This window comes from Providencia sp. PROV174 (assembly GCF_028480685.1).
GTDB lineage: Bacteria > Pseudomonadota > Gammaproteobacteria > Enterobacterales > Enterobacteriaceae > Providencia > Providencia rettgeri.
Window position 1 is genome coordinate 73,393 of record NZ_JAMPOT010000011.1, and the last position, 23,533, is coordinate 96,925.

General features: G+C 39.8%; 17 protein-coding genes. 16 read left to right on the top strand and 1 reads right to left on the bottom strand.

Features of this window, described 5'->3' with window-relative positions; translation table 11 throughout:
- Positions 1-123: 123 nt before the first annotated feature.
- The 16 genes from tssB to PSE60_RS11365 are packed head-to-tail and all read left to right on the top strand — an operon-like array spanning position 124 to position 21,463.
- Entirely contained in the window at positions 124-624 is a 501-nt protein-coding gene (tssB, locus tag PSE60_RS11290) for a type VI secretion system contractile sheath small subunit (RefSeq protein ID WP_004908059.1), read from the top strand.
- A 20-nt stretch (positions 625-644) separates the two neighbouring features.
- Positions 645-2,123 (top strand): type VI secretion system contractile sheath large subunit, encoded by a 1,479-nt coding sequence (tssC, locus tag PSE60_RS11295; RefSeq protein WP_004908056.1) that lies wholly within the window; start codon positions 645-647, stop codon positions 2,121-2,123.
- Between the two features lie 5 nt (positions 2,124-2,128).
- Positions 2,129-2,560, top strand: coding sequence for a type VI secretion system baseplate subunit TssE (gene tssE / locus PSE60_RS11300; protein ID WP_272665475.1), 432 nt, complete (start codon positions 2,129-2,131; stop codon positions 2,558-2,560).
- 7 nt (positions 2,561-2,567) lie between these two features.
- Entirely contained in the window at positions 2,568-4,343 is a 1,776-nt protein-coding gene (gene tssF, locus PSE60_RS11305; RefSeq protein ID WP_004908052.1) for a type VI secretion system baseplate subunit TssF, read from the top strand.
- Entirely contained in the window at positions 4,307-5,344 is a 1,038-nt protein-coding gene (gene tssG / locus PSE60_RS11310; RefSeq protein WP_004908050.1) for a type VI secretion system baseplate subunit TssG, read from the top strand. Before tssF ends, tssG begins: the two co-directional genes overlap by 37 nt.
- A 5-nt stretch (positions 5,345-5,349) precedes the next feature.
- On the top strand, positions 5,350-6,615 hold the full coding sequence (gene tagH, locus PSE60_RS11315; protein WP_004908049.1) for a type VI secretion system-associated FHA domain protein TagH: 1,266 nt from the start codon (positions 5,350-5,352) through the stop codon (positions 6,613-6,615).
- 1 nt (position 6,616) lies between these two features.
- On the top strand, positions 6,617-7,168 hold the full coding sequence (tssJ, locus tag PSE60_RS11320) for a type VI secretion system lipoprotein TssJ (RefSeq protein WP_004908047.1): 552 nt from the start codon (positions 6,617-6,619) through the stop codon (positions 7,166-7,168).
- Between the two features lies 1 nt (position 7,169).
- Positions 7,170-8,528 (top strand): type VI secretion system baseplate subunit TssK, encoded by a 1,359-nt coding sequence (gene tssK, locus PSE60_RS11325; RefSeq protein ID WP_004908045.1) that lies wholly within the window; start codon positions 7,170-7,172, stop codon positions 8,526-8,528.
- Entirely contained in the window at positions 8,521-9,276 is a 756-nt protein-coding gene (gene icmH, locus PSE60_RS11330) for a type IVB secretion system protein IcmH/DotU (protein ID WP_004256004.1), read from the top strand. Before tssK ends, icmH begins: the two co-directional genes overlap by 8 nt.
- Before the next feature lie 8 nt (positions 9,277-9,284).
- Entirely contained in the window at positions 9,285-11,906 is a 2,622-nt protein-coding gene (gene tssH / locus PSE60_RS11335) for a type VI secretion system ATPase TssH (protein ID WP_004908042.1), read from the top strand.
- Positions 11,903-12,691: a helix-turn-helix domain-containing protein gene (locus PSE60_RS11340; protein ID WP_004908041.1), complete on the top strand. Its 789-nt coding sequence runs from the start codon at positions 11,903-11,905 to the stop codon at positions 12,689-12,691. The genes tssH and PSE60_RS11340 overlap by 4 nt, the downstream gene beginning before the upstream one ends.
- A gap of 1 nt (position 12,692) precedes the next feature.
- On the top strand, positions 12,693-13,343 hold the full coding sequence (vasI, locus tag PSE60_RS11345; protein WP_004908040.1) for a type VI secretion system-associated protein VasI: 651 nt from the start codon (positions 12,693-12,695) through the stop codon (positions 13,341-13,343).
- Positions 13,344-13,348: 5 nt separating this feature from the next.
- Entirely contained in the window at positions 13,349-14,797 is a 1,449-nt protein-coding gene (gene tssA, locus PSE60_RS11350) for a type VI secretion system protein TssA (RefSeq protein WP_272665476.1), read from the top strand.
- Positions 14,797-18,345, top strand: coding sequence for a type VI secretion system membrane subunit TssM (gene tssM / locus PSE60_RS11355; protein ID WP_004908038.1), 3,549 nt, complete (start codon positions 14,797-14,799; stop codon positions 18,343-18,345). The genes tssA and tssM overlap by 1 nt, the downstream gene beginning before the upstream one ends.
- Positions 18,346-18,390: 45 nt before the next feature.
- Positions 18,391-19,734, top strand: coding sequence for a VasL domain-containing protein (locus PSE60_RS11360; RefSeq protein WP_272665478.1), 1,344 nt, complete (start codon positions 18,391-18,393; stop codon positions 19,732-19,734).
- The gene (locus PSE60_RS11365; RefSeq protein WP_004908036.1) at positions 19,727-21,463 is read left to right on the top strand and encodes a type VI secretion system baseplate subunit TssF; all 1,737 of its coding nucleotides are present in this window, start codon (positions 19,727-19,729) and stop codon (positions 21,461-21,463) included. Before PSE60_RS11360 ends, PSE60_RS11365 begins: the two co-directional genes overlap by 8 nt.
- A 261-nt stretch (positions 21,464-21,724) precedes the next feature.
- Here PSE60_RS11365 and PSE60_RS11370 read toward each other — a convergent pair.
- Positions 21,725-22,892 (bottom strand): IS3 family transposase gene (locus PSE60_RS11370; RefSeq protein ID WP_272665479.1). Its coding sequence is split into 2 segments (ribosomal slippage): positions 21,725-22,634 and positions 22,633-22,892, totalling 1,170 coding nucleotides; the frame shifts between segments, so codons are not numbered across the junction.
- Positions 22,893-23,533: the final 641 nt, after the last annotated feature.

The following is a 23,533-nucleotide window of genomic DNA, read 5'->3' on the forward strand; positions in this document are numbered from 1 at the left end:
AACACAGAATTTATGCTGTGTAGGGAAGTGTATGCTCTAAATTTATTATTAATTTTTAATTTAGGCATTTTAATTTATGGAATTAAGAAGTTATCGTATACTCATACAAGGAGATTCACTTAAATGAGTAAGAAAAATCTCGGTAGTGTTGCCCCTAAAGAAAGAATTAATATCAAATACACACCTAATACAGGTGGAGCTCAGGCTGAAGTTGAACTTCCCTTAAATATGCTGATTGTGGGAGATATGACAGGTAAAACTGAAGATACTCCCATAGAAGAACGAAAAGCAATTTCAATAAATCAAAACAATTTCAATTCAGTGATGGAAAGTGCAGGTATTAATTTAAATATCAACGTCCGTAATACACTTGAAAACACCAGTGATTCTGAGCTTAATGTCAATCTAGATGTAAAATCTCTGCAAGATTTTTCACCAGATAATATTGCTCGCCAAGTTCCTGAGTTAAACAAACTTCTTGAATTACGAGAAGCTTTAGTTGCATTAAAAGGTCCTCTAGGCAATGTCCCTGCTTTTAGAAAGCGTCTTCAAGAATTACTTGAAAATAAAGAAACACGCGAACAACTTCTAAAAGAACTCGATATTGCCGCTAATCAAAAATAATGTTTATAGAGGATTATTTCATGTCACTAAATACAGAAGCTCTAGGCCAACAAGCCCCAGCATCTAACGGCTCTCTTTTAGATGAAATCATGGCTCAGTCACGTATGTCACCTGAGACTGAAGCGTATGATATTGCAAAGCAAGGCGTTGCTGCTTTCATTAGTAATCTTTTCGCAAATGAATCAGAAGACCAACAAATCAATAGATTATTAATTGATAAAATGCTGGTTGAGCTTGATAACAAACTAAGCGCCCAAGTTGATGAAATTATTCACGCGCCTAAATTTCAAGAAATTGAAGCATCATGGCGCTCCCTGAAATTACTCATTGACCGTACTGATTTTAGAGAAAATATCAAAATCAATATTCTTCATGCAACAAAAGAAGAGTTATTAGAAGATTTTGAATTTTCTCCTGAAATTGTTCAGTCTGGTTTTTATCAGCACGTTTATTCTTCAGGTTATGGACAATTTGGCGGCGAGCCAGTTGCAGCAATTGTTGGGAACTATGCATTTAACAACACAGCGCCTGATATGAAGTTAATGCAATATGTCAGCACTGTCGGAGCGATGGCACATGCGCCATTCTTATCATCTGTTTCCCCTAATTTCTTCGGCATTAATAGTTATGCTGAATTACCTGCGATTAAAGATCTTAAATCTGTCTTCGAAGGCCCTGCACATACGAAGTGGCGCTCTCTGAGAGAAGCAGAGGATTCGCGTTACTTAGGATTAACGGCACCACGTTTCTTATTACGCTTACCATACTCCCCAACAGAAAACCCAGTGAAAATGTTTAACTATTCCGAAAATGTTAAACAAGACCATGAGCACTACTTATGGGGTAATACCGCATTCTTACTCGCAAGCTGTATCAATGATAGTTTTGCACAATACCGTTGGTGCCCAAATATTATTGGCCCACAAAGTGGCGGTACCGTCAATGACCTCCCTGTACACATTTTCGAAGCGATGGGTGAATTACAAACTAAAATACCAACCGAAGTTTTAGTTACTGATCGTAGAGAATTTGAACTGGCAGAAGAAGGCTTTATTACCCTAACAATGCGTAAAGGTAGTGATAACGCGGCATTCTTCTCTGCAAACTCAGTTCAAAAAGCCAAAACCTTCCCAAATACCCCAGAGGGTAAAATGGCAGAAACTAACTATAAATTAGGAACCCAGCTGCCATACATGTTTATTATCAACCGATTAGCTCATTACATTAAAGTGCTACAACGTGAGCAAATTGGCTCTTGGAAAGAGCGCCAAGACCTTGAGCGTGAACTGAATATCTGGCTTAAACAATATGTTGCGGACCAAGAAAACCCGCCAGCAGATGTTCGTAGTAAACGCCCTCTTCGTTCAGCTGAAATTAAAGTGCTTGATGTTGAAGGTGATCCAGGTTGGTATCAAGTCGCAATTCAAGTTCGTCCACACTTCAAGTATATGGGCGCAAACTTTGAATTATCACTTGTTGGTCGCCTTGATAAAGAGTAACAGTGATGTCATTCAATCATGGCTGGTCCCCTAACAGCGGAGCCAGCTTATTCGATCGAATTAAGAGGAAAAATGTGAGTTTTTCCTCTCGTTCACGCACAAATACACTCATTGAATCAATTAAACAAAATTTAAATTATGTCCTGAATAGTCGGCCGAATGGTTGCCAAGGCTCACCATGTCTAGGGATACCTGATTTAAATGATGCGACTCAATCTGCGGTTGATTTTAAAACCGAATTAGAGAATAGCATTGCAAGTTGCATCCTCACTTATGAACCTAGGATCACAAGTGTTGATGTGCAATTCATTGAAAATGATGCAGATAGTTTATCTTTACAATTCAGTATTAATGCTTGTATTGACTTAGATAATCAACAGCAACTCATTGAGTTTAATATGTATTTGGATAGTAATCGTAGATATCAGTTAAAGTAACACTCTTATGTCATCAAAAAACTATTTTACGAATGAATCAGAATACTTAAAGGATTTGGCAGAACAAGTTGCGCAAGAAAAACCGCAGCTTGTTAATCTGTTATCCAATAAAATTCAAGATCCTGATAGTGCCCGTATTATCGACGGATTATCATATTTATCGGGTAATTTACGGCAGCAAATCGATAGGCATTTCCCTGAATTAACCAATAGCTTAGCAAATATGCTATGGCCAAATTACGCACGTCCTGTGCCTAGTATGACAATTGTTGAATACCAGCCTAATTATTCTGAATGCCACCACGCGATAAAAATTTCAGCAGGCCAACTCTTTAATGCAACACCTATTTATGTACAAAATGAAAATACCAACCAAGAAACTTTATTTCAATGTCGATTTAGCCAAAGTCGTGATCTCTGGTTAATACCAGCGAAAATTACGCAAACTTTACAAAGAACAACCGCCATTGAAATAACATTTGAATTGGATGGAATACAACCTCTCGCAAACATTGGTTTAAATAAATTATGTTTTTATTTAAATGGTTCTCCATTTACAACAAATCAGCTTTATTTTTTATTAAGTCAGCATATACAGAATGCCTCACTAGTCACAGATGAGCATGTATTGCCACTTAACCAGTTTGCAGTGAAACCTGTCGGTTTTCAAAAACAGGATGCATTACTCCCTTACCCAAAAAATAGTTATGATGGCTACCGCATCTTACAAGAGTTTTTCTGTTTTCCTGAAGCCTTTCTATTTTTGGATATTCAAGGAATGGATGATATTCCCTTAGCTATCCAAACCAAGCAATTCAAACTTGTTATTAATTTTGATAAAGAAATCCCCGATGGGGTTATTCTTCATAACGATAGTATTAAACTGAATTGCACTCCCATAGTGAATTTATTCCGTGCTGACAGTGAAGCAATCAATCTCACAGGAAAAGATGAGGAATATGTATTAAGCCCTAATTACCAATACGCCCACTGTTTTGATATTTTTTCCGTTAATGAAGTTTATGGATTACGCTATCCATCTGAAGCTAAAGCTTACCCGGTCACCTATACCGCATTTGAAAGTTTTTATCATCAAAACCATCACGAGCAAAATGATGGATATTATCGTTTAAAAATAACTCAAAAAGAGCGTACCTATGGTTACGCCCATCGGCTTTCTTTTGTTCGTCAACACGAACACCAATTACAACAATGTGAAGAAACGGTTTCGATTTCGCTCAATTGTACTAATCGCTATATCGCATCCCAGTTATCTACACGCTCAATTGATTTAGACCGTTCATTTATGCCTTATGGGGCTTTATCAGCTAAAAATTTATTCAAACCAACAGTTCCCTTATACCCACTGCTCGATAAAACGTTGTATTGGTCAGAACTAACTAATTTATCCCTAAATTATCAATCTTTACTGAACCTAGATTCATTAAAAAAAATATTACAACTCTATGATTTACCTTCAGTTTATGACAATCAGACCGCAAGGCAATCCCAAAAGCGTTTAGATGCATTAGTTGATTTACATTCAGAGCATATCGAACGTATCTACAAAGGGCTGCCAGTTCGTGGTTTAAAAACAACCTTGGTAGTACGTCAGAACGCTTTTCTTTCTGAGGGAAGCTTGTTCTTGTTTTGCACTGTTATTGCTCAATTTTTTACCTTGTATACCAGCATTAATATGTTCCATGAGTTAGAGGTTCTTAACCTTGACAATAAGGAAATTTATCAGTGGCCAGCACAAATCAACCAGCACATACTGAAATAATCGATCGCTGGCTGGAACAAGCTGGCCCATCAGTTACAGAGTATAATTTTTATCAACTTGTTGAATTATTAAATAAAATGATTCATCAAGACATGGATATCACTCGTGATAGTAGCGATATTATTCGCTTTAAATCACACTCTAATGTTGCGTTCCCAACGAGAGATGTCGTGTCTTTTGAAAAAAATGCCACTCATCAATATGAACTAGAAGTTGCTTTTCTCGGGCTACAAGGAAGCCAGTCACCACTTCCTGGTTATTACCTTGATGAATTTGCTTGGGAAGATGCACAGCAAATCCCAGGGATTTCTGATTTTTTAAATATCTTTAATCATCGATTACTCTCATTGCTCTATCGTATCTGGCGGAAATATCGCTACTACATCTGTTTTGAGAATGAAGGCCAAGATCCCTTCTCCCAATATATGTTTTCTCTTGTTGGTTTAGGAAATGGAGTTAATCGCGGACAGATTAAAATCAATCACAGCAAAATGCTCGCTTATGCAGGGCTTTTAGCGAGTCCGAGCCGTTCAGCAGATGTCATTAGCAGTCTAATATCCCATTGTTTTGACTTAGAAAATGTATCGGTTATTGGTTGGGAAACGCGCCGTGTTCCTATCCCAGAATCACAACAAAATAAGTTAGGTATTATTTCTCATCAACCCGGACAAAAATCTCGCCCTCGAATGTTATTAGGTGAAAATTTTAGTCTTGGATCTCACATACATGATTGCAACGGAAAATGCACTATAGAAATTAGTGAGTTAACTATAGAGCGTTATATGCGTTTTTTACCTAACGGTAGTGATTTCGCTCCTCTCGTCGCCTTCGTTTCTTACATTTTTCATGAGCAATTAGCTTGGGATTTACGTCTTAGTATTGCCGAAGATCAAGCTGAAGGTTTCTGTTTAGGTAAAAAAAATCATAACCAATTAGGTTGGCAAAGCTTTTTAGGGAAACCGGCTAAAAAGCCAAGTGTCACCATTACGGTATTGGAATAAAAGACATGGATAAACATCAGCCAACAATTTCATTTAGCATAACGAATAGTGAACAACTAGAAAGTGGTTACCTACCGAGTGCAACATTGACCCAACATGGCGGCCTAATTGGTAGTGGCAATCAATGTGACTGGAAAATTCAAGACGGTGATGGTGCTATTTCTGCCAGCCAGTTTACTGTTTTCTGGAAAGATCAGCATTTTTGCTTAAAAGTAAACTCAGGCTCTGTTTACATTAATCACGCGATTATACCGTTACATCTTGATGCGGTGAAGCTTGCCCAAGGAGATCAAATTAGAGTGGGCAAACTGGTTATTACAACTAATATTAGTTTAACTGGGCAGCCTGTACAAAATATGATGGCAGCGACACCGCAATCTATTGTTGCAAAAGATCATAATCCTTTAGATTCATTATTTGATATTGATACGGTAAATAATGAAAACAAAGAGTCCCCATTTGTTCCAACTGTTCAAGGTGCTCTCACTACAGATCCCTTACAAGCGCTAGAAAATGAAAATCTCAGTTTAATTTCTAAGAGTCAATCCGTCGTCTCAGAACCTTCTTTATTGAGTGACCCACTCTCTTATTCACCTGCCCTTGCGATATCAGATAATCAAGAGAATACCATGGTACAAGAATTTATTGATTTACCCAAAATTACACCTTTCGAAGATGAACACATGACCGATATTGATCATGTTGCCATTAACCCTCTCATGAATGGTTTAGGTATCCATCTTAATTTAGCGAGCTCTCAACAAGCTAATGACTTTCTCATAGAGCTCGGTAAAACAATGAAAGCTGCTGTTGAAGGTTTACTCGCTTTGCAGCAACAGCAGGAGAGTTTACAGGATAAGCAACTTCGCCCTATTGAAGATAACCCGCTACGTCTAAACAGTAGTTATGAAGATACGATGAAATTGATGTTTACAGATGAACGTAGCCCTGTTCACCTTTCAGCACCTTCCGCCGTCACTGAAAGTCTGCACAATATGCAGTTACATTACCATGCAAATCAAGAAGCGATATCGACAGCTTTAGCAACAATGCTTGCGGCTTTTTCTCCAGAACATTTATTAAACCGTTTTTCCCAATACCGACGTGCTTCAGATAACACGCCAATGACTGATGGCTGGGCATGGGAAATGTACAGTAACTATTACAAAGAGCTTTCTTCATCGCGGCAGCAGGGTTTTGAAAAATTATTCTATGAAGTTTATTCCCATGCTTATGACCGAGCATTAAGAAAAGGCCTAGAGGAAGCTTAAAATGCAGCTTAGAACTTTCTCAGTGTTACTGTTATTTGCCTCATTTTTCATTTTGAGTGGGTGCAGTAAAACGTTACAGACAGCGTCAAAAGTGGGGCAAATTCTATTGGACCCGTCGATTCCCGTTGGCTATCCAAAAGATCAGCCATCCACTGTTGATTTAACCATCCTCGCTGAACCCTATATTAATCCTAATCAGGAAGATGAAGCTGCACCGATAAATATCCAAATTGTTTATCTTAATGAAGATTCTTTATTTGGCTCTTTAGATCATGACCAGATAGAAGCTAAAGATGGGGACTTAGAGAAAGTTCTGAAGAAAAATTATATAGACCACCAAGATTACACTATCTTGCCGGGCCAATATAAGCCCTTCCCGACGATGACACTACAGGCATCTAATCGTTATATCGGCATTATTGCCTATTATTCAGACCCTGATAATGCGGAATGGAAAAAAATAGTTAAAGCCCGAGGAAAAGGACGACACTACTTTATTTTAGCTCACATTAGAGAAAACGAAATCGAATTTAGACAAGAAGAGGATGATTAATATGTCGACTAAAAATAGAGTAATTTGGCGTGAAGGGCTATTTATCAAACCTCAACATTTTCAGCAACAGCAACGTCATCAAGATTACGTTACTGAAAGTATTTTAAAGAGCTTTATCTCTCATTTTTGGGGATTCAGTACGTTATCGTTAAGTAACGATTTATATTCGTTAGGTCGTATTGGTATTCAAGAAGCTTCTGGCGTTATGCCAGACGGCACAATTTTCTCTATTCCAAACCAAGATTTATCACCACAACCAATTGATATAAAAAACATTACTGATAGTGATAGTAATGTCATCTACCTTGCCTTTCCTTTAGCTAATGGGAACGTTGGTGAAATCTCAAATGAGCATAATGGGAGCCGTTTACTTTCACGTTATAGTGAAAGTACAGAAAATGTTCGTGATTTACATACTGAAAATGGTGATTTAAGTACTATCCACGTTGCACGATTAAACCCTATCCTCAAGCAAGGTAAAAGTGGCTTAGACGCTTACGTGGCATTGCCCATATGCCGTATTAGAGAACGTAATGCCAACGGAAGCTTAACGCTTGATAACGATTATATTCCAAGCCTCCTGAATATTCGGGCATCGCTATTACTCAATGAATTTCTTACTGAGATTGAAGGCACTTTGTATGAACGAGGTAAACAAATAGCCTCCCGAATTGGTGCCCCTGGCCAGCAAGGTGTTGCGGATGTCGCTGAATTTATGATGCTACAAGTACTCAACCGTACCTATCCACTTTATTCACATTATGCGCAAGAGCCAGTCATTCACCCTGAAAAGCTTTTTCGGGATTTATTGGAACTTTGTGGCGAGCTGCAAACATTCACGAATTCGTCTCGCTTACCCGATACCATTGCAAAATATAAGCACTTTGATTTAACAGATAGTTTTCTCCCATTAATAAAAAGTATCCGTGAAGCATTAAGTGTTGTCTTGACGCCGCGTGCAATTCCTATTCCGTTACAAATCCAAGAACACGGTATTCGAGTGGCGACTATTCATGACAAACAACTGCTCCAAAAAGCGGAATTTATTATTGCAGTTAAGTCACAGATGCCACAGGAACAACTACGCCGGCAGTTCCCACAGCAAACTAAAGTGACCACGGTAAATAATATTCGTAGCTTGGTCAGTGTTCAAATACCGGGGGTCCCTTTATCCCCTCTTTCAACTGCTCCACGGCAATTACCTTATCATTCTGGGTATAACTACTTCCATTTTGATCAACAAGGTAATGAATGGAAGGGGATCCAGCAGGATGGCAATATCGCCTTCCACGTTTCTGGCAATTTCCCTGATTTAGATATTCAGTTATGGGCAATAAGAGATGGAGCACTCTATGACTGATAATATTTTGCTTAATCACGATGTTGATAGCGGTATTTCACAGAAGAATTACCAAATCCCACTTAGGGGTAACAACATTAACCCAATGATCGATGCTGCAACGCCACTTTTAGGTATGGTTTTACGAATGAAAGCGATGTCTGAAACGCCACTTTCAGAGAAACTTTACCAGCAAGTGGTCATGGACATCACGTCTATTGAACAGCAACTGCAAATACAAGGTTACGAGCCTGGGGCCATTGTTTCGTTTCGTTATGTCTTGTGCACTTTCATTGATGAAACAGCGCTTGGATTGGGCTGGGATCAAGAAAATGGCTGGGTAAAACAGTCATTACTTGTCCACTTTCATAATGAGTCATGGGGTGGCGAAAAGGTCTTTATCTTAATTGAAAGATTATTAGGTGAGCCCAAACGTTACCTCGACCTCATTGAGTTTATCTACCTTTGTCTCTGTCTTGGATACCGAGGTCGTTACAAAGTATCTGCGGGGCAAAATGATGAATTCAACCATTTGCTTAGACGCTTACAAAAACAAATACAACAACTTAAAGGCGATGCAAAACCGATTATCCTGTTTGAAAAAGGGGATAACAAGCAGAGCCGCTACCGTTTAGGTAAGCGGTTAGGCGTACGTTACATCATCATTGGTGCGGCAATATTAGCATTTATTATTTATCAGATTTACTCATCCCAACTGAATTACCAAACACTCAGAATTGTGGAACAACTTAATACTTTACTCGGCTAGGACGCATTATGATCCAAATTGATCTCTCAACACTTGTTAACCGATTACACCCGATTGCTAAGCATGCGTTAGAAAGCGCAGCAGCCTACTGTGTAAGCCATCAACAACCTGAAATTACGATTGCTCAGTTTCTTCAGAAACTCATTGAAACGCCATTAACTGACATTCGCCTAATCAGCCAGAAGAGCACTTTGGATATTAATAAGCTGTCAGAATTATTAGATATTCAAATTCCACCTCATCAAGCCATTACACAGAGCTATCCGAGCTTCTCTCCTTTATTGGTAGAGTGGATGAAAGACAGCTGGTTACTTGCATCGACAGAATTCAACCACAGTGAACTTCGCTCAGGTGTTCTCTTTCTCACATTATTACAAATGCCGTTACGTTACCTCCCAAAACCGGTTGCAGACATGCTTTCGCAAGTTAATCGAGAGCAATTAAAACTCAGTTTTGATAAGTGGACAGAGGGGTCTGCTGAATCGCCTTTTGACGAACAAGCACCTCAAAATAACGGCAAAATCGCGTCGGACTCATTGTTAGCAAAATTTACGCAAAACATGACCGAACAAGCTCGAAATAATGAGCTCGACCCTGTTTTATGTCGCGATCATGAAATCGACCTTATGATTGATATCCTTTGCCGCCGTCGGAAAAATAACCCTGTCGTCGTTGGGGAACCAGGCGTTGGAAAAAGCGCGCTTATTGAAGGCCTCGCATTGCGTATTATCGCCGGTGAAATCCCTGAAAAATTAAGAGGATGTGAACTTCTAACCTTAGATTTAGGTGCATTGCAAGCTGGTGCAGCGGTTAAAGGTGAATTTGAGAAACGCTTTAAAGGCATCATGCAAGAAGTTTCTCAATCTCCTCACCCCATAATTCTATTCATTGATGAAGCGCACACATTGATTGGTGCAGGTAATCAACAGGGTGGCCTAGATGTTTCCAATTTATTGAAACCTGCATTAGCGCGCGGTGAATTGAGAACAATCGCCGCAACCACCTGGAGCGAGTATAAAAAATACTTCGAAAAAGATGCTGCGCTAGCCCGCCGTTTTCAGTTAGTTCAAGTTAAAGAGCCCACATCTGCGGACGCAATTATCATTATGCGTGGTTTACGCGCTATTTATGAAAAAGCACATAATGTTTTTATCGATGATGAAGCACTTCGAGCCAGTGCTGAACTCAGTGAGCGTTATATTTCAGGACGTCAATTACCTGATAAAGCCATTGACGTATTAGACACTGCATGTGCAAGGGCAGCGATCAATTTATCTTCGCCGCCAAAAATGCTCTCTTCATTAAAAACAGATCTCCAGCAAATAGAGATGGAGACAGCGATATTAAAAAGAGAACATCATCTTGGCTTGGATAATCACTCAGAACGCCTTGAGGAATTAGCATCAAAAGCAAATGAGATTGAGCAAAAAGCTTCCGATATACAACAAGCATGGGAACAACAACAAGCGCTTGTTTCGCAAATTATTACTTTGCGCTCAACGTTATTAGACGATGAGAATACTGAGCCCCAACCTGAAGAAACTTGCCAAGTTGATGAGCTGAAACAGGAATTGCAAACATTAGACCAGCAACTTGCTCAACTACATGAAACACATTTGCTTGTTTCGCCACACGTCGATAAAAAACAAATTGCAGCCGTTATCGCAGAATGGACAGGCGTACCATTAAACCGATTATCGCAAGATGCTTTATCTATTGTTACAGACCTTCCCAGCTATTTAGAAGAAAGCATTAAAGGGCAATCATTAGCAATACAGTGCTTACATAAACATTTGTTAACGGCACGCGCTGATTTACGCCGCCCAGGTCGCCCTCTTGGTGCATTTTTATTGGCAGGGCCAAGTGGTGTCGGTAAAACAGAAACCGTGATCCAAATTGCACAATTAATGTTTGGTGGAACTCAATACCTAACGACTATTAATATGTCTGAGTTTCAAGAAAAGCATACGGTATCTCGTCTCATCGGTTCGCCACCAGGTTATGTCGGCTATGGTGAGGGGGGGATATTAACAGAAGCTATTCGTCAGAAGCCTTATTCTGTTGTACTACTTGATGAAGTCGAAAAAGCCCATCCAGACGTTCTAAATTTGTTCTATCAAGCATTTGATAAAGGCGAGATAGCCGATGGTGAAGGACGAGTCATTGACTGTAAAAATATCGCATTCTTCCTAACGTCTAATTTAGGTGACCATGTGATTACCGCGTATGCGGACAAACCTGATGAGCTGCAAGATGCACTTTATCCTGAGCTCACCACATTTTTTAAACCCGCCCTACTGGCCCGCATGGAAATTGTCCCTTATTTACCTCTTTCGGCTGATATTTTACGGCAAATTGTTGATAGTAAGCTGACGCGTCTTATGATCTTATTGAAACAACGTTTTAATGCAAAAATCCAGTTAGAAGAAAGCGTCCCTAATGAAATTTTACGTCGAGCTTCTCGCGCTGAAAATGGTGCTCGTATCTTAGAATCAATTATTGACGGTGCCTTATTACCGCCTCTTTCTTTGTTGCTCCTTCAATTCAGTGCCCGTAATGAAACCATCTCCCATATTCGTTTAACAACGGAAAATGATGAATTTATTGCGGAGGTTAACAAAGAAAAATGAAAGCAAGACTAAAAAATGCACTTGCTCTTCTTGAGTGCCATGACGTAGAAGCGCTAGCCGTTCAATTTTTGACATATAGTTTTTCGCGTAGCGTATTCAGCGGGCTAATTATTTCATTGGTCAATAAAACCGAAAATAGATTAGAAAGCTGGAACATTGACCACTCACTCCAAGTTCAAAGCCATTTTTTAGACACTGATATTACTGATGCCGATCACCCTTTAATTCAACTTGTATTAAAGGGTGAACCCACATTTTGGAAGAATTTACAGCAAGGTAGCTACATTAATAACGCGTCATTACGTGATTTTATTTCGCAGCTTCCTGTTAATACTGGGCTGTATAGCTTACCACTGCATGATCTGAACCATAAACCATGCGGTGCCATTATTCTTTTAGGGCAGGCCAAAGAGTTAGAAAATTTTGAGCAAGGCATTTTCCCTATTTATTGCGAGCTTTTTCATCAGCAATTAAAACGCATTCTTGAATTGGCCAATACGCAACAAAAAATTTCGCACTTGCAATATCTCAATCAGTTGCAGAAAGAAAAGGAAGTCAGCCTCAATGAGGCCTTAAACATATTAACGGCATCAATCACAAGTATGGAACCAATAACAAATAACCCAAAAGATATTAATGATTTAGAGGCTGCTGTAGAGAGCTATGAAAAAGAAATTTTATTAAACAAGCGGCGAGAGCTAAAGGGAGATATCAACGCAATGGCAGAACACCTCAACATATCTAAGCGTGCGCTGATATATAAATTGAAGAAGTACGGAGTATAAAATGAAAATACTGAAACTCTTTTTTTGCTCTTTGATGCTAGTTTTCTTCGCTTTGTCTGGAAAAGCTGAAAGCAATATTAGCCAGAAGATCGCTGAAGAACTCACCCAGTGTCGTCTAGAATCTTCTCAGCTTATTCGCTTAGATTGCTATGACAAAATAGCGCTGTCCTCGACGCCTGCAGCAAATACTTCACCTAATCTTGCTCAAATGGGGAAAACTTGGCGCCAAGCTTATGAACACGAAATGAAACGTGTCGAAAATAGTGCGGGTTTCTTAGTCTCAGTACCTGAAAATGGTGATTACCCCGTCATTATGACTATCCCAGCCATTGGTTTTCAACCTCCGCGCCCTGTTCTCATGTTGAGCTGCATCGACAACATTACCCGTATGCAGATTATTTTACCCAATAAACAACATGCAGGCAGTGTCATGGTCTCGACTGATAGAACGCAATTCACTGCAGAATGGTTTTTACGCGAAAATGGCTATGTATTGGAATCAAGCCGTGGTTTACCAGGCATAGATGAAATCAAGCGTTTATTAAATGGCGAGAAATTGACTTTAAAATTAACTAATAACGAAAAACTAACGTTCAATATTTCAGGGATGTCCCAAGAAATTAAACCATTAAGAGCCGCTTGCCACTGGTAAAAATAATGACAAACAATACCCCTTATTCTTGGAAAGAACAGTTACTTGCCCATCTTGATGAACAGCTAGTGTGTAGTGCTGTGAACGATAGTGACCCCGACTGGGAGTATATCGATAGTGAAATGATAAAATTCGGCTCTCTCAGTCACAGCCTATTAGACGTTAAAGAAATTCAACGTCGGTGTTTGCAGTTGCTTGAAACACAGACAAAGGATTTCCGCTTAATCGTTCACTTATTACGTACCTTACAGCATGCAGGTGAACCTAAAGAATTAGTTTTAGCAGCGCAGATCCTTTCTGATTTTACGCGCCAATATTGGCATGTCTGCTATCCAACGAATATTAAGCTCAAGTTACGCTTAGCGAACCAAATTATAAAACGCTTCGAATCAGTAAACGATATTTTTTGCCGTTCTGCTAATAGCAAAATGCGTGATGATATCCTGGGATCTTTTGTCTATTTAGCGCAATTTTGGCATGAACAGAGCCCTGAACTTTCTGAACAAATTGATGCATTGAGTCGAGGTTATCAGCGAATTGAAGAAAGCGAACAGCCCATAGTGTTAGCTTCAGCACCAAAAGAAGCCGCAATGCCTATTACTGAAACTGTACAACCACCAGCAAATAGCTTTGTCATGCCAGCAATCAATATAAATCAGCATGACGAAAGACAATGGAAGCAAACGCTACTCCAAGTTTCAGAAGTTATTTGTTTACAAATGCCTGAAAGTTCAGTTGGTTATCGCTTACGACGTTATGCTATCTGGCATTCCATTACAATGTTGCCCCAAGCCGATCGTCAAGGTAAAACCCCCTTAGCGCCGGTTTCGATGGATCGCATAATGGATTACAAAGCCCAACTTTCTCAACCATCAAACTCCCTATTAAATAATGTAGAGCAAAGCTTATCACTATCGCCTTATTGGCTAGAAGGCCACATGCTCGCAGCACAAGCAGCAGCTAAACTGGGTTATTCAGAAGTCGCGGAGGGTATCGCAGAAGAGTTACGTCTTTTTTTAGCTCGCCTTCCAAACCTCGTCAATTTGTATTTTTCTGATATGAGCCCTTTCGTCCCCGACAGCGTAAAAGAATGGTTAGAAGATTGTCGCCAAACAGAGAGTGGCCAATTATCTCATTCAAATACCACATTATTACAGCAAGACGTTTTACTGTGCTATGAACAACAAGGGCTTGAAGCCGCATTGAAGCTCATTGAATCAAGCCTTGTAACTGCAATAGAGCCTAGAGATAAATTTTATGGGCAATTATTGTCAGCACAACTATTCGAGCTCTCAGGAATGGGCTATATGGCGGCCCACTTATATCAGCAACTTTATACCGCTACTTTACACTTTTCACTCGAGGATTGGGAACCCAGCCTCGTAAGACAACTCGTTCAAAAAACAGACAAAATACCAGAAACAACAATGACTATGGATAGGGATCTACAATAATGAAATTACCGTTTTTCTCCATTTCAAACATAACCAATTCGGTAAAAAAACTGTTTTTTGCTGATAGGCCAAAAATTGCCTCCTTTTTCCTATTTTTATTAGCGTTACTCCCTGCGCTCGTCATTGTGTGGATTTGGTGGTGGGGGCCGACATTCACTTATCAAGACTCAATGCCATTTAGTACACTCACCTCACGCTGGCTTGCTACGCTAATTATTATTTTGCTTGTCGTCAGTTGGATAGGTTTAGTTACATGGCGTCGAGTAAAAAAACTTGAAGCGTTAAAACTCGATGTTGAGTTAACCGTTGTTGACCCCGTTAGGCAGGATATTGACTTCCAAAATCGTTATTTAGACTATTGGAAATCTCAATTTACTCGTCACTTAAATGGCCATTCTAAGGCTGTTTATTTGCGCCCTTGGTATTTTGTTTTAGGTGCAAACCAAAGCGGAAAACATAGCTTATTGAAAAATACGCTGAATCCATTGGATATCGCGCCAAGTGACAATATCGTTAATGAACAAAAGCTGCCTTTAAATATTGAGTGCTTGTTGACGGATAGTGCCGTTCTTTTTGTTCCTAACGGCAAGCTATTAGCTCAACCAAATGAACATAATGAGAAACCTCAACTCTATCATCGGTTGTGGGAAGAGTTACTTAATTGGATAAAGACTAATCGCTCAAGACAACCCATGAACGGGATTATTTTAACGGTAGATACCTTATCCCTACTCACCAATACGAAAGAGCAAAATAGCCAATTGATTGCCGACCTGCAAATGCGTATTGAAGAAATTAGAATGACTTTTAATAGTCAACTACCATTATATATCGTATTAACGAAGCTCGATTTATTACGTGGTTTCGATTCAATGTACCAGTCATTGGATGCGCAACAACGTAACCAAGTATTGGGTGTTTCTTTCGACCTTAAATCTCAAAAAGATTGGAAGACGGGTTTAACGCACTTCTGGTTACAGTGGGTTAACCAAATGAATAGCGCGCTACCTGAAATGATGCTACAACGAGCGGAAGGTAATCAACGTAGTGATTTATTCAGCTTTGTACGTCAAATAGAAGGGTTACAGAGCCACGTTATAACATTAATTAATGCGCTGTTGATTAATAACGAACAACATAACATTTGTTTAAGGGGTGTTTATCTCACCTCTGCATTACAGATTGGCCAAATAGACGATGTCTTTAGCCAAACGGCATCCGTGCAATACCATTTACCGACAGCCCCACTAACAACTTGGCCAATCAATGATAGCCACCCTTACTTTACACATAATTTATTTGACCAAGTCCTTTTCAGTGAGCCCAATTTAGCAGCTGAAAATCAATATTGGGTCAAAAAACACCGTTCTCGTCTCTTAGTCACAACACTGGCCAGTTTTGCCGGTTTAATTGCGCTTTGGAGTGGTTGGAATCACTATTATGATAAAAACTACCGCGCCGGTGAGAGTGTGCTTAATGAGGTTAAAGCCTTTAGAACGATAGATAATAACGTCCAAAAAGATACTGATGGTAGCTTACAACTTCCCGTCCTCAACCCATTGCGTGAAGCGACACTTGCCTATGGGAACCACCGCGATAAAAACGCGCTGTTTTCTGATATGGGGCTGTATCAAGGCCAAAAAGTCGGCCCACAAGTTGAGCAAGTTTATCTGCAATTACTGACCGAACGTTTCTTACCCGCAATTATGTCAGGGCTTTTAATTGAACTTAATAATGCAGATAAGGGCAGTGAAGATAAACTCGAAATTTTACGCATTATGCGCATGTTAGAAGATAAAACAGGGCGCAATAATGGCATGGTTGAAGACTTTATGGCGAATTATTGGAGCCATCTCTTCACTGGGCAACGTGAAAAACAAATGCTATTAAAAGCACACTTACGTTATGCGCTTGAACACACGGATTGGAAAGCGGAACGAGACAACGGTCTGATGACTGCAATTAAGGCCTTCACGCCTTTTGCGACCCCCATTAAAAATGCCCAGAAAGAACTCAGTGTGTTATCGCTTTATCAACGTGTGTACCAGGCATTACGGCTAAAAGCCAACCAAGAACTTTCAGCGCCTTTAAATTTGCAATATCAGATAGGCCCAAGTTTTAATACTGTTTTTACCGCTATTGATGAGGATAAATTAGAAATCCCACAGTTTTTAACACGTTCAGGATTATTAAACTATTTTATTCGCCAAAATGACAAATTAGTTGAACTCACGTTGCTTGATGCTTGGGTGCTCAATCTCACATCAAATACCCAATATAGTGAGAATGACCGTAAAGAAATTCAACGTCAAATCAGTGAGCAATATATCAGTGATTATATCGCTCAATGGCGTAACGGAATGAGTAATTTAGAAATTCGTGAATTTGACTCAATCCAAGATGAAATCATCGCTCTTGAACAAATCATCAGCGGAGAGCAGCCTTTACGTCGTGCCTTACAAGTTTTGCGTGATAATACGGTCATTCCATCCATTGATGAAAACTTACCTATTGAGAAACAAAAAGCCTTGATGGCAGAACCTTCTTACCGTTTATTAACACGTTTAGATAGAGAATTCACACCCCAAACAGAAATACTGGTCAGTAATCAAGGAGAAAACTTACAGAATCTCAATCAAAAATTGAATGATTTGCATCGATATTTGTTGGGAATACAAAACTCTCCAGTACCGGGCAAAGCGGCACTTAAAGCAGTTTCCATGCGACTCAATGATAATAATAAAGATGCCATATTTGAACTATCACAAATGGCTAAAACATTGCCTGAACCGCTCAATCGTTGGGTAGATGAAGTTGCAGAACAAGCCTGGAATGTTGTCCAGAAAGAAGCTATTCGACATATGGAAGTTGAATGGAATGAAAATGTTGTAAAACAATATAATACCTATATTGCTGGTCGCTATCCGTTTAATCCAAACTCAAAACAAGATGTTCCATTAAGTGAGTTCGAACGCTTCTTTAAACCTAATGGCACACTCGATAGCTTCTATCAACAGAACTTACGTTTATTTGTTGAAAATAACTTAGTCGATAATAGGGATAGTCAATCACTGATCCGCTCTGATGTTTTAGCGCAAATAGAAACTGCAAATCGCATAAGAGAAACCTTCTTTAATGCACAAGGTAATTTAGAAGCACAATTTGCAGTTGAACCCCTTTCATTAAGTGGCAATAAACGCCGTAGTATCTTAAATCTTGACGGTCAGCTTATTGATTATGCCCATAGCCGCAGCCATGTCACGCATCTCGTTTGGCCAAACTCGATGCGTTCAAATATTGAAAGTAAACTGACTCTAGTTCCGCTTTCCGGCGATAAATCGCCTCGTTCAATTAGTTTCTCAGGACCGTGGGCACAAATGCGCTTAGTCGACAGTGCGAAGTTAATGAATATCAAATCCAATTCATTCGATATTCGTTTCACGATTGATAGCGGAGATATGACTTATCGAGTACTCGTTGATGAGTCTAATAATCCTTTCTTCGGAGGATTATTCACAAAGTTCCGTTTACCTGAAACCCTTTACTAATGTGATTGCCTCCACTTTATGTGGGGGCATAGGATATTCAACGAGATGAAATCAGAACATTTAGTCATTAAAATCGGGAGCTCCCCTTTAGATACTCCTGAATTTATTGCTCTTAAAACAGAATTTAACAAGTTAAGTCATCCTGCACGTCCGGAGGTCAGTTGGACGCTTATTGAATCACTTTGTTTGTCTCTTTTTAAAAATCATGGTATTGACCTACAAAGCGGTGCTTATTACACAATTGCACGACTACAACGCCATGGACTCAGAGGCTTTACTGAAGGCTGCGAATTATTAGCAAGTGTTATTGTTACTCATTGGGATGCGTTATGGCCTGAAAAACCGAATCAACGAACAGAAGCACTCAACTGGTTTAATACAAAGGCTAGCGCCCTGCTCCGCCAGCAAACCTATGAAACAAAAGACCTCCGTTTGGTTTACCGCTCAGAACGCGCGCTACAATTAATCATTGATAAACTGGCTAAAACAACGTGGGAAAAACTACCTAAAATTGAAAACTTGTTATGGTTCTTTCAAAATTTAGCCAAACAACTTGAAAAACAGGAAGAATATGCAAAACAGAATACATCCGAATCTGTCACGCTCCCGCCTTTAGTGTATATCCAACAACCCGCTAAACGAGTAGAACAACCATCACCAACATTTATTTTTGAACCCCCAGAGCCCGCATCAACATTAACAGTAACAACTAAAAAAATGAGCGCTACCCGTGGTTTTATATGGGGTTGTGTGCTCAGTAGTGCACTCTTTTTAGTCAGTGGATTTAGCGCCTATGTTTATTTTAAACATGAGATGGAGGCTATAACGTCCATTCCTGAAGGTGCTGTTGCCAAATGGTTATTTAAACCCGAAATAAATACCTATGAATATCATTTAGCTTTGCTCGAAAAGCGTTCCCCTCTCGCTAACTTGAAACTGATCGAGAACATGCAAGAAAAAGCAAAATCTTATTGGCCTGCGGATGCTGATCAGGCTTACTTCAGCCGAAATTGGCAAAACCAATATGAGGCGCGTTTAGAAAATATGCCTATTAATGATAGTTGGTCTGAAACAGCAATGTTGTTGCAGCAACTTTCAAATAAAATTATTCAACAAGAAAAAAATCGAGGTAGTTTTACCTTATCCTATTTAAAAACTGCCATCTATGACATTCAAAAGCAGCACAATAAAGTGGAGCCTATTGAAGAAAAGCTCCGCCAATTATCGCTACAAATTAAAAATGGGCAGCCGGTTCCCCCTGCCACACTCATCAATATTGATAATAAAATTAATGGATTATTAGCTCGTTACTATGAATTACAAAAACAAGCAGAGCAAAAAGGTTTAAAACCCAGCTCATATTCATCTTTTGGATTAAGTCATGAGTGAAATAAAATATATTAAAGAAAAGCAATACTTACAAAAGCTATACAGTGAATATGCCGATAAAAAGCCACATTTAGCTGACGTATTAGATCCTCAAGATCCACAGACAAGCTACCTATTAGAAGGGTTTGCTTTTTTATCTGCGCGTTTACAAGATAAAATTGACGATGCATTTCCTGAAATTACATTGCCCCTACTGCAACGACTAGACTCCCAAGCTATAAAAGGGCTTCCATCGACGACTATTGTACAAATTGACCAAAATGAATTTCTTTCTTTTCCAGTAGAGATAAATAAAGACCATCTTGTCTTAGGTGATAATGGGGCTCGCTTTAGTTTTTGTCATGAATTCGTCGTAGCGCCCTATAGCCTTCTCGCTAGAAAAATTATTCAGCACCCAAATCGTTCTTGTATTTCACTTGAATTACAGTATCGAGGTGAAAATAAATTTCATTCAACAAGTTCACTTGATGTTTTTTTAGGAGCCAATAAAAAAACATCAGAAACCTTACTACTCGCATTTAGCCAGTATTTTGAAAAAATTGAAGTCATCCATAATCATATTCGCTATGAGGGAGATCCCCTTAACTACGCTTTCGAGCCCAAAATCGGAAAACCCTATAAAATTTTCCCACAAGAAAATGCATCACTCAGCGCTCCACAGCAATTATTGGAAGGCCTTTATTTACCTCATGTTCATCATTTTGTTGAGCTCAATATTCCCCAAGTTGTCACTGAGTTAGATTGGGAGCAAGAAAGGCGTTTTACAGTTAACATCTATTTCAATCAACAGCTTCCTTTGACACAAGAGGAATGTGACAATAGCTTTTATTTAAACTGTGCTCCGGCAATGGATACCGAAGCACAACACACCATGCTAATTGATTTTAAAGAAAATAAATCAAGTTATTTGCTTCCTATCCCTAGCCATCACTACTTGGCTGACCTCTTTGAAATTCAACTTTCACTTGAGCCACATGAACAAGAGAGAGGCATATATTGTCATTTTTATCCTACGACAGAATTGACGGCATCTTCACGCCTTATGCCTCAATACCATAAAACCCTTTTTTACTCCTTAACGATGGAGAAAAATATCACGGGGCATACCCTTTATTATTTAAACTTTTTTGATAATAAAGGCGCCCCTATGGTAACACCGCCCAGCTTACATTTTTCATGTGTTTATATAGGCTTTGAACGTAACCAAAAAAACGAAATTGGCTTATTAAACCAACACAGTGAAAAAATGCCTGACGGAATTAAAACAGGAAATATCACATTATTGTCACCTTGCTATCCTCCCATCGTTAATAACCACCATTTTTGGCAATTACTATCCCATTACAGTGCTAATGCCTCAATGCTAATGTCGTTAGAAAGCGTAAAACACTTAATTGCTGATTATATTCTCTATCGAGATACAGATAGGCAAGTGACACGAAGATGTGAGCGATTATTATCTGGGCTCATTGAGCTGAAAACACATTTATATGACCATATCTTAAAAGGTAAACCCTACCGGTGCTTATCTTTATCTCTACTACTTGATAACGCTCAATATGAAAGCGAAGGTGAAGCCTTTGTATTTACCACTCACCTCTATCACTTTTTCCCATTTTGCCTATCCGCGAATATGTTATTAGAGATGTCGGTGACACTGAATAACGAGAAAAAAACAAGGTGGCATTTATCCCCATCCCCCCTAAAAGGACATAAGTCGATGATTTAACTATCTCTTAATGAGTAACTAATTAAAGTATCCCAAAGACTACCTCAATATAGTAAAGGGGAGCATAAAAAGTGTGGCGCAAAAACGCTTCAATTGCATCCCCACCCCATGAACCTATGAGGCAGCGTTGCCTGCTTTTAAAGTTTCAAGGTTGCAGTGATTCACTGTTGTAACGGGCTAATAGTCCTACAACTGTTGAATTGCTAAAATTAACAAACTCCGCCTCACTATGACGGAGATGTTTTTACCAAACTGAAGTGGTCAACTAAAACTGGCCACCGGGTTAGAGTTTTCCCTGAACCTTCTTTCTGATTCATTAGGGGATAACCCGCCGTTATAGCTATGCGGTCGACGATTACTGTAATAGCCGACGATATAATCCGTTATTGCATGACTGGCTTCACCAAAATGTCGGTAACCTGACACTGGTACCCATTCATTTTTCAGACTTCTGAAGAACCGCTCCATAGGGCTGTTATCCCAACAATTTCCCCGGCGACTCATACTCTGTTTTATCTGATAACGCCATAATAACTGACGATATTCCCGGCTGGTAAAGTGACTACCCTGATCTGAGTGGAACATCACTCCGGCGGGCTTGCCCCTGTTTTCCCATGCCATTTTAAGTGCTTTTCCGGTCAGGTTGCTGTCCGGCGAAAATGACATCGCCCATCCGACAGGCTTACGGGCAAATAAATCCAGTACAACGGCGAGATATGCCCAGCGATTTCCTGCCCAGATGTAGGTGACATCCCCGCACCAGACCTGATCCGGCTCAGTTACAGCAAACTGCCGATCGAGATGATTCGGTATAGCAATGTGTTCCTGTCCGCCACGTTTATAGCGATGTTTCGGTTGCTGGCAACTGACCAGCCCCAGCTCAACCATCAGTTTTGCTGCCAGCCAGCGCCCTATTTTTATACCATCATTGGCAGCCATTGACGCAATACTGCGCGCGCCAGCTGAACCATGACTGGTATTATGATATTCCAGCACCTGACTGCGCAGAGATATTCGTTGTGCATCTGGCCCTGCAGGACGCTTCTGCTGATACCGGTAGCTGCTGCGGTGAATCCCGAACACGCGGCAAAGAACTGCCACGGGATAACGCGCTCTGAGTTTCCCTATTACCGAGAATTGTTCAGGGAGTCTGACATTAAGAGCGCGGTAGCTTTTTTAGAATATCGTTTTCCATTTCAATACGTTGTACTTTTTTCTTTAGCTCACGTATCTCAATTTGCTCCGGCGTGATGGGCGACGCTTTCGGCATTTTGCCTGCCCGTTCATCCCGCAACTGCCTTACCCATCGGGTCATAGTGGAAAGCCCAACATTCATGGCTTTTGCCGCATCAGCAACGGTATGGTTTTGATCAACAACTAACTGAGCCGATTCCCGTTTAAATTCTGCATTGAAACTTCGTTTTCTCATCAGATCACCTGTGATGTTTTGAGGTGAGCATATCACCTCTGTTCAGGTGACCAAATTCAGTGTGCCACTTCACCTGTAATCAGGAGAACGCTTGGATTAGTATCAAGAAGAGGAAATACTCTGAGTCCTGCGTCCGAGAGATTCCGTGAAATGTTGATGAAACTTTGGTCTCAGGACAAAACCAGCCCTTGGATTGATAAATTCAGTAGCTAAGTTGCATTGAATCGCTGGCATTGCTAGAAGGGGTAGATCGTACCATTCATCAGTCCAACGTCATGCGCCCCTGGTATGCGTACTGGAACTAGCCAGAGCCACACTAACAGACGAACTGGGGGAACTAATGAATCAGGTCTTACCTGAGACAATGAGCACGGGTTTCGAACCACTTATTACTAAGTATCCTTGCGAACATTATCTTTTTGACTTGCATATTGTAAGGACTATTTCCATCTATTATTCTGCACTTTTTAATTTAAACTAGTAAATAACCTGCCCTTATGTACTCGGATAGAGGTTTTTTATTCGACGCTCAAAGACCATAACAGCCGCTAAAAGTTACGTCACCTTCTAGGTTTCAAAACAATACTAGGCGGCATGACTAGGACTTTCTGGTGCTTCAAGACTTTTGGCTAACGCTTTCT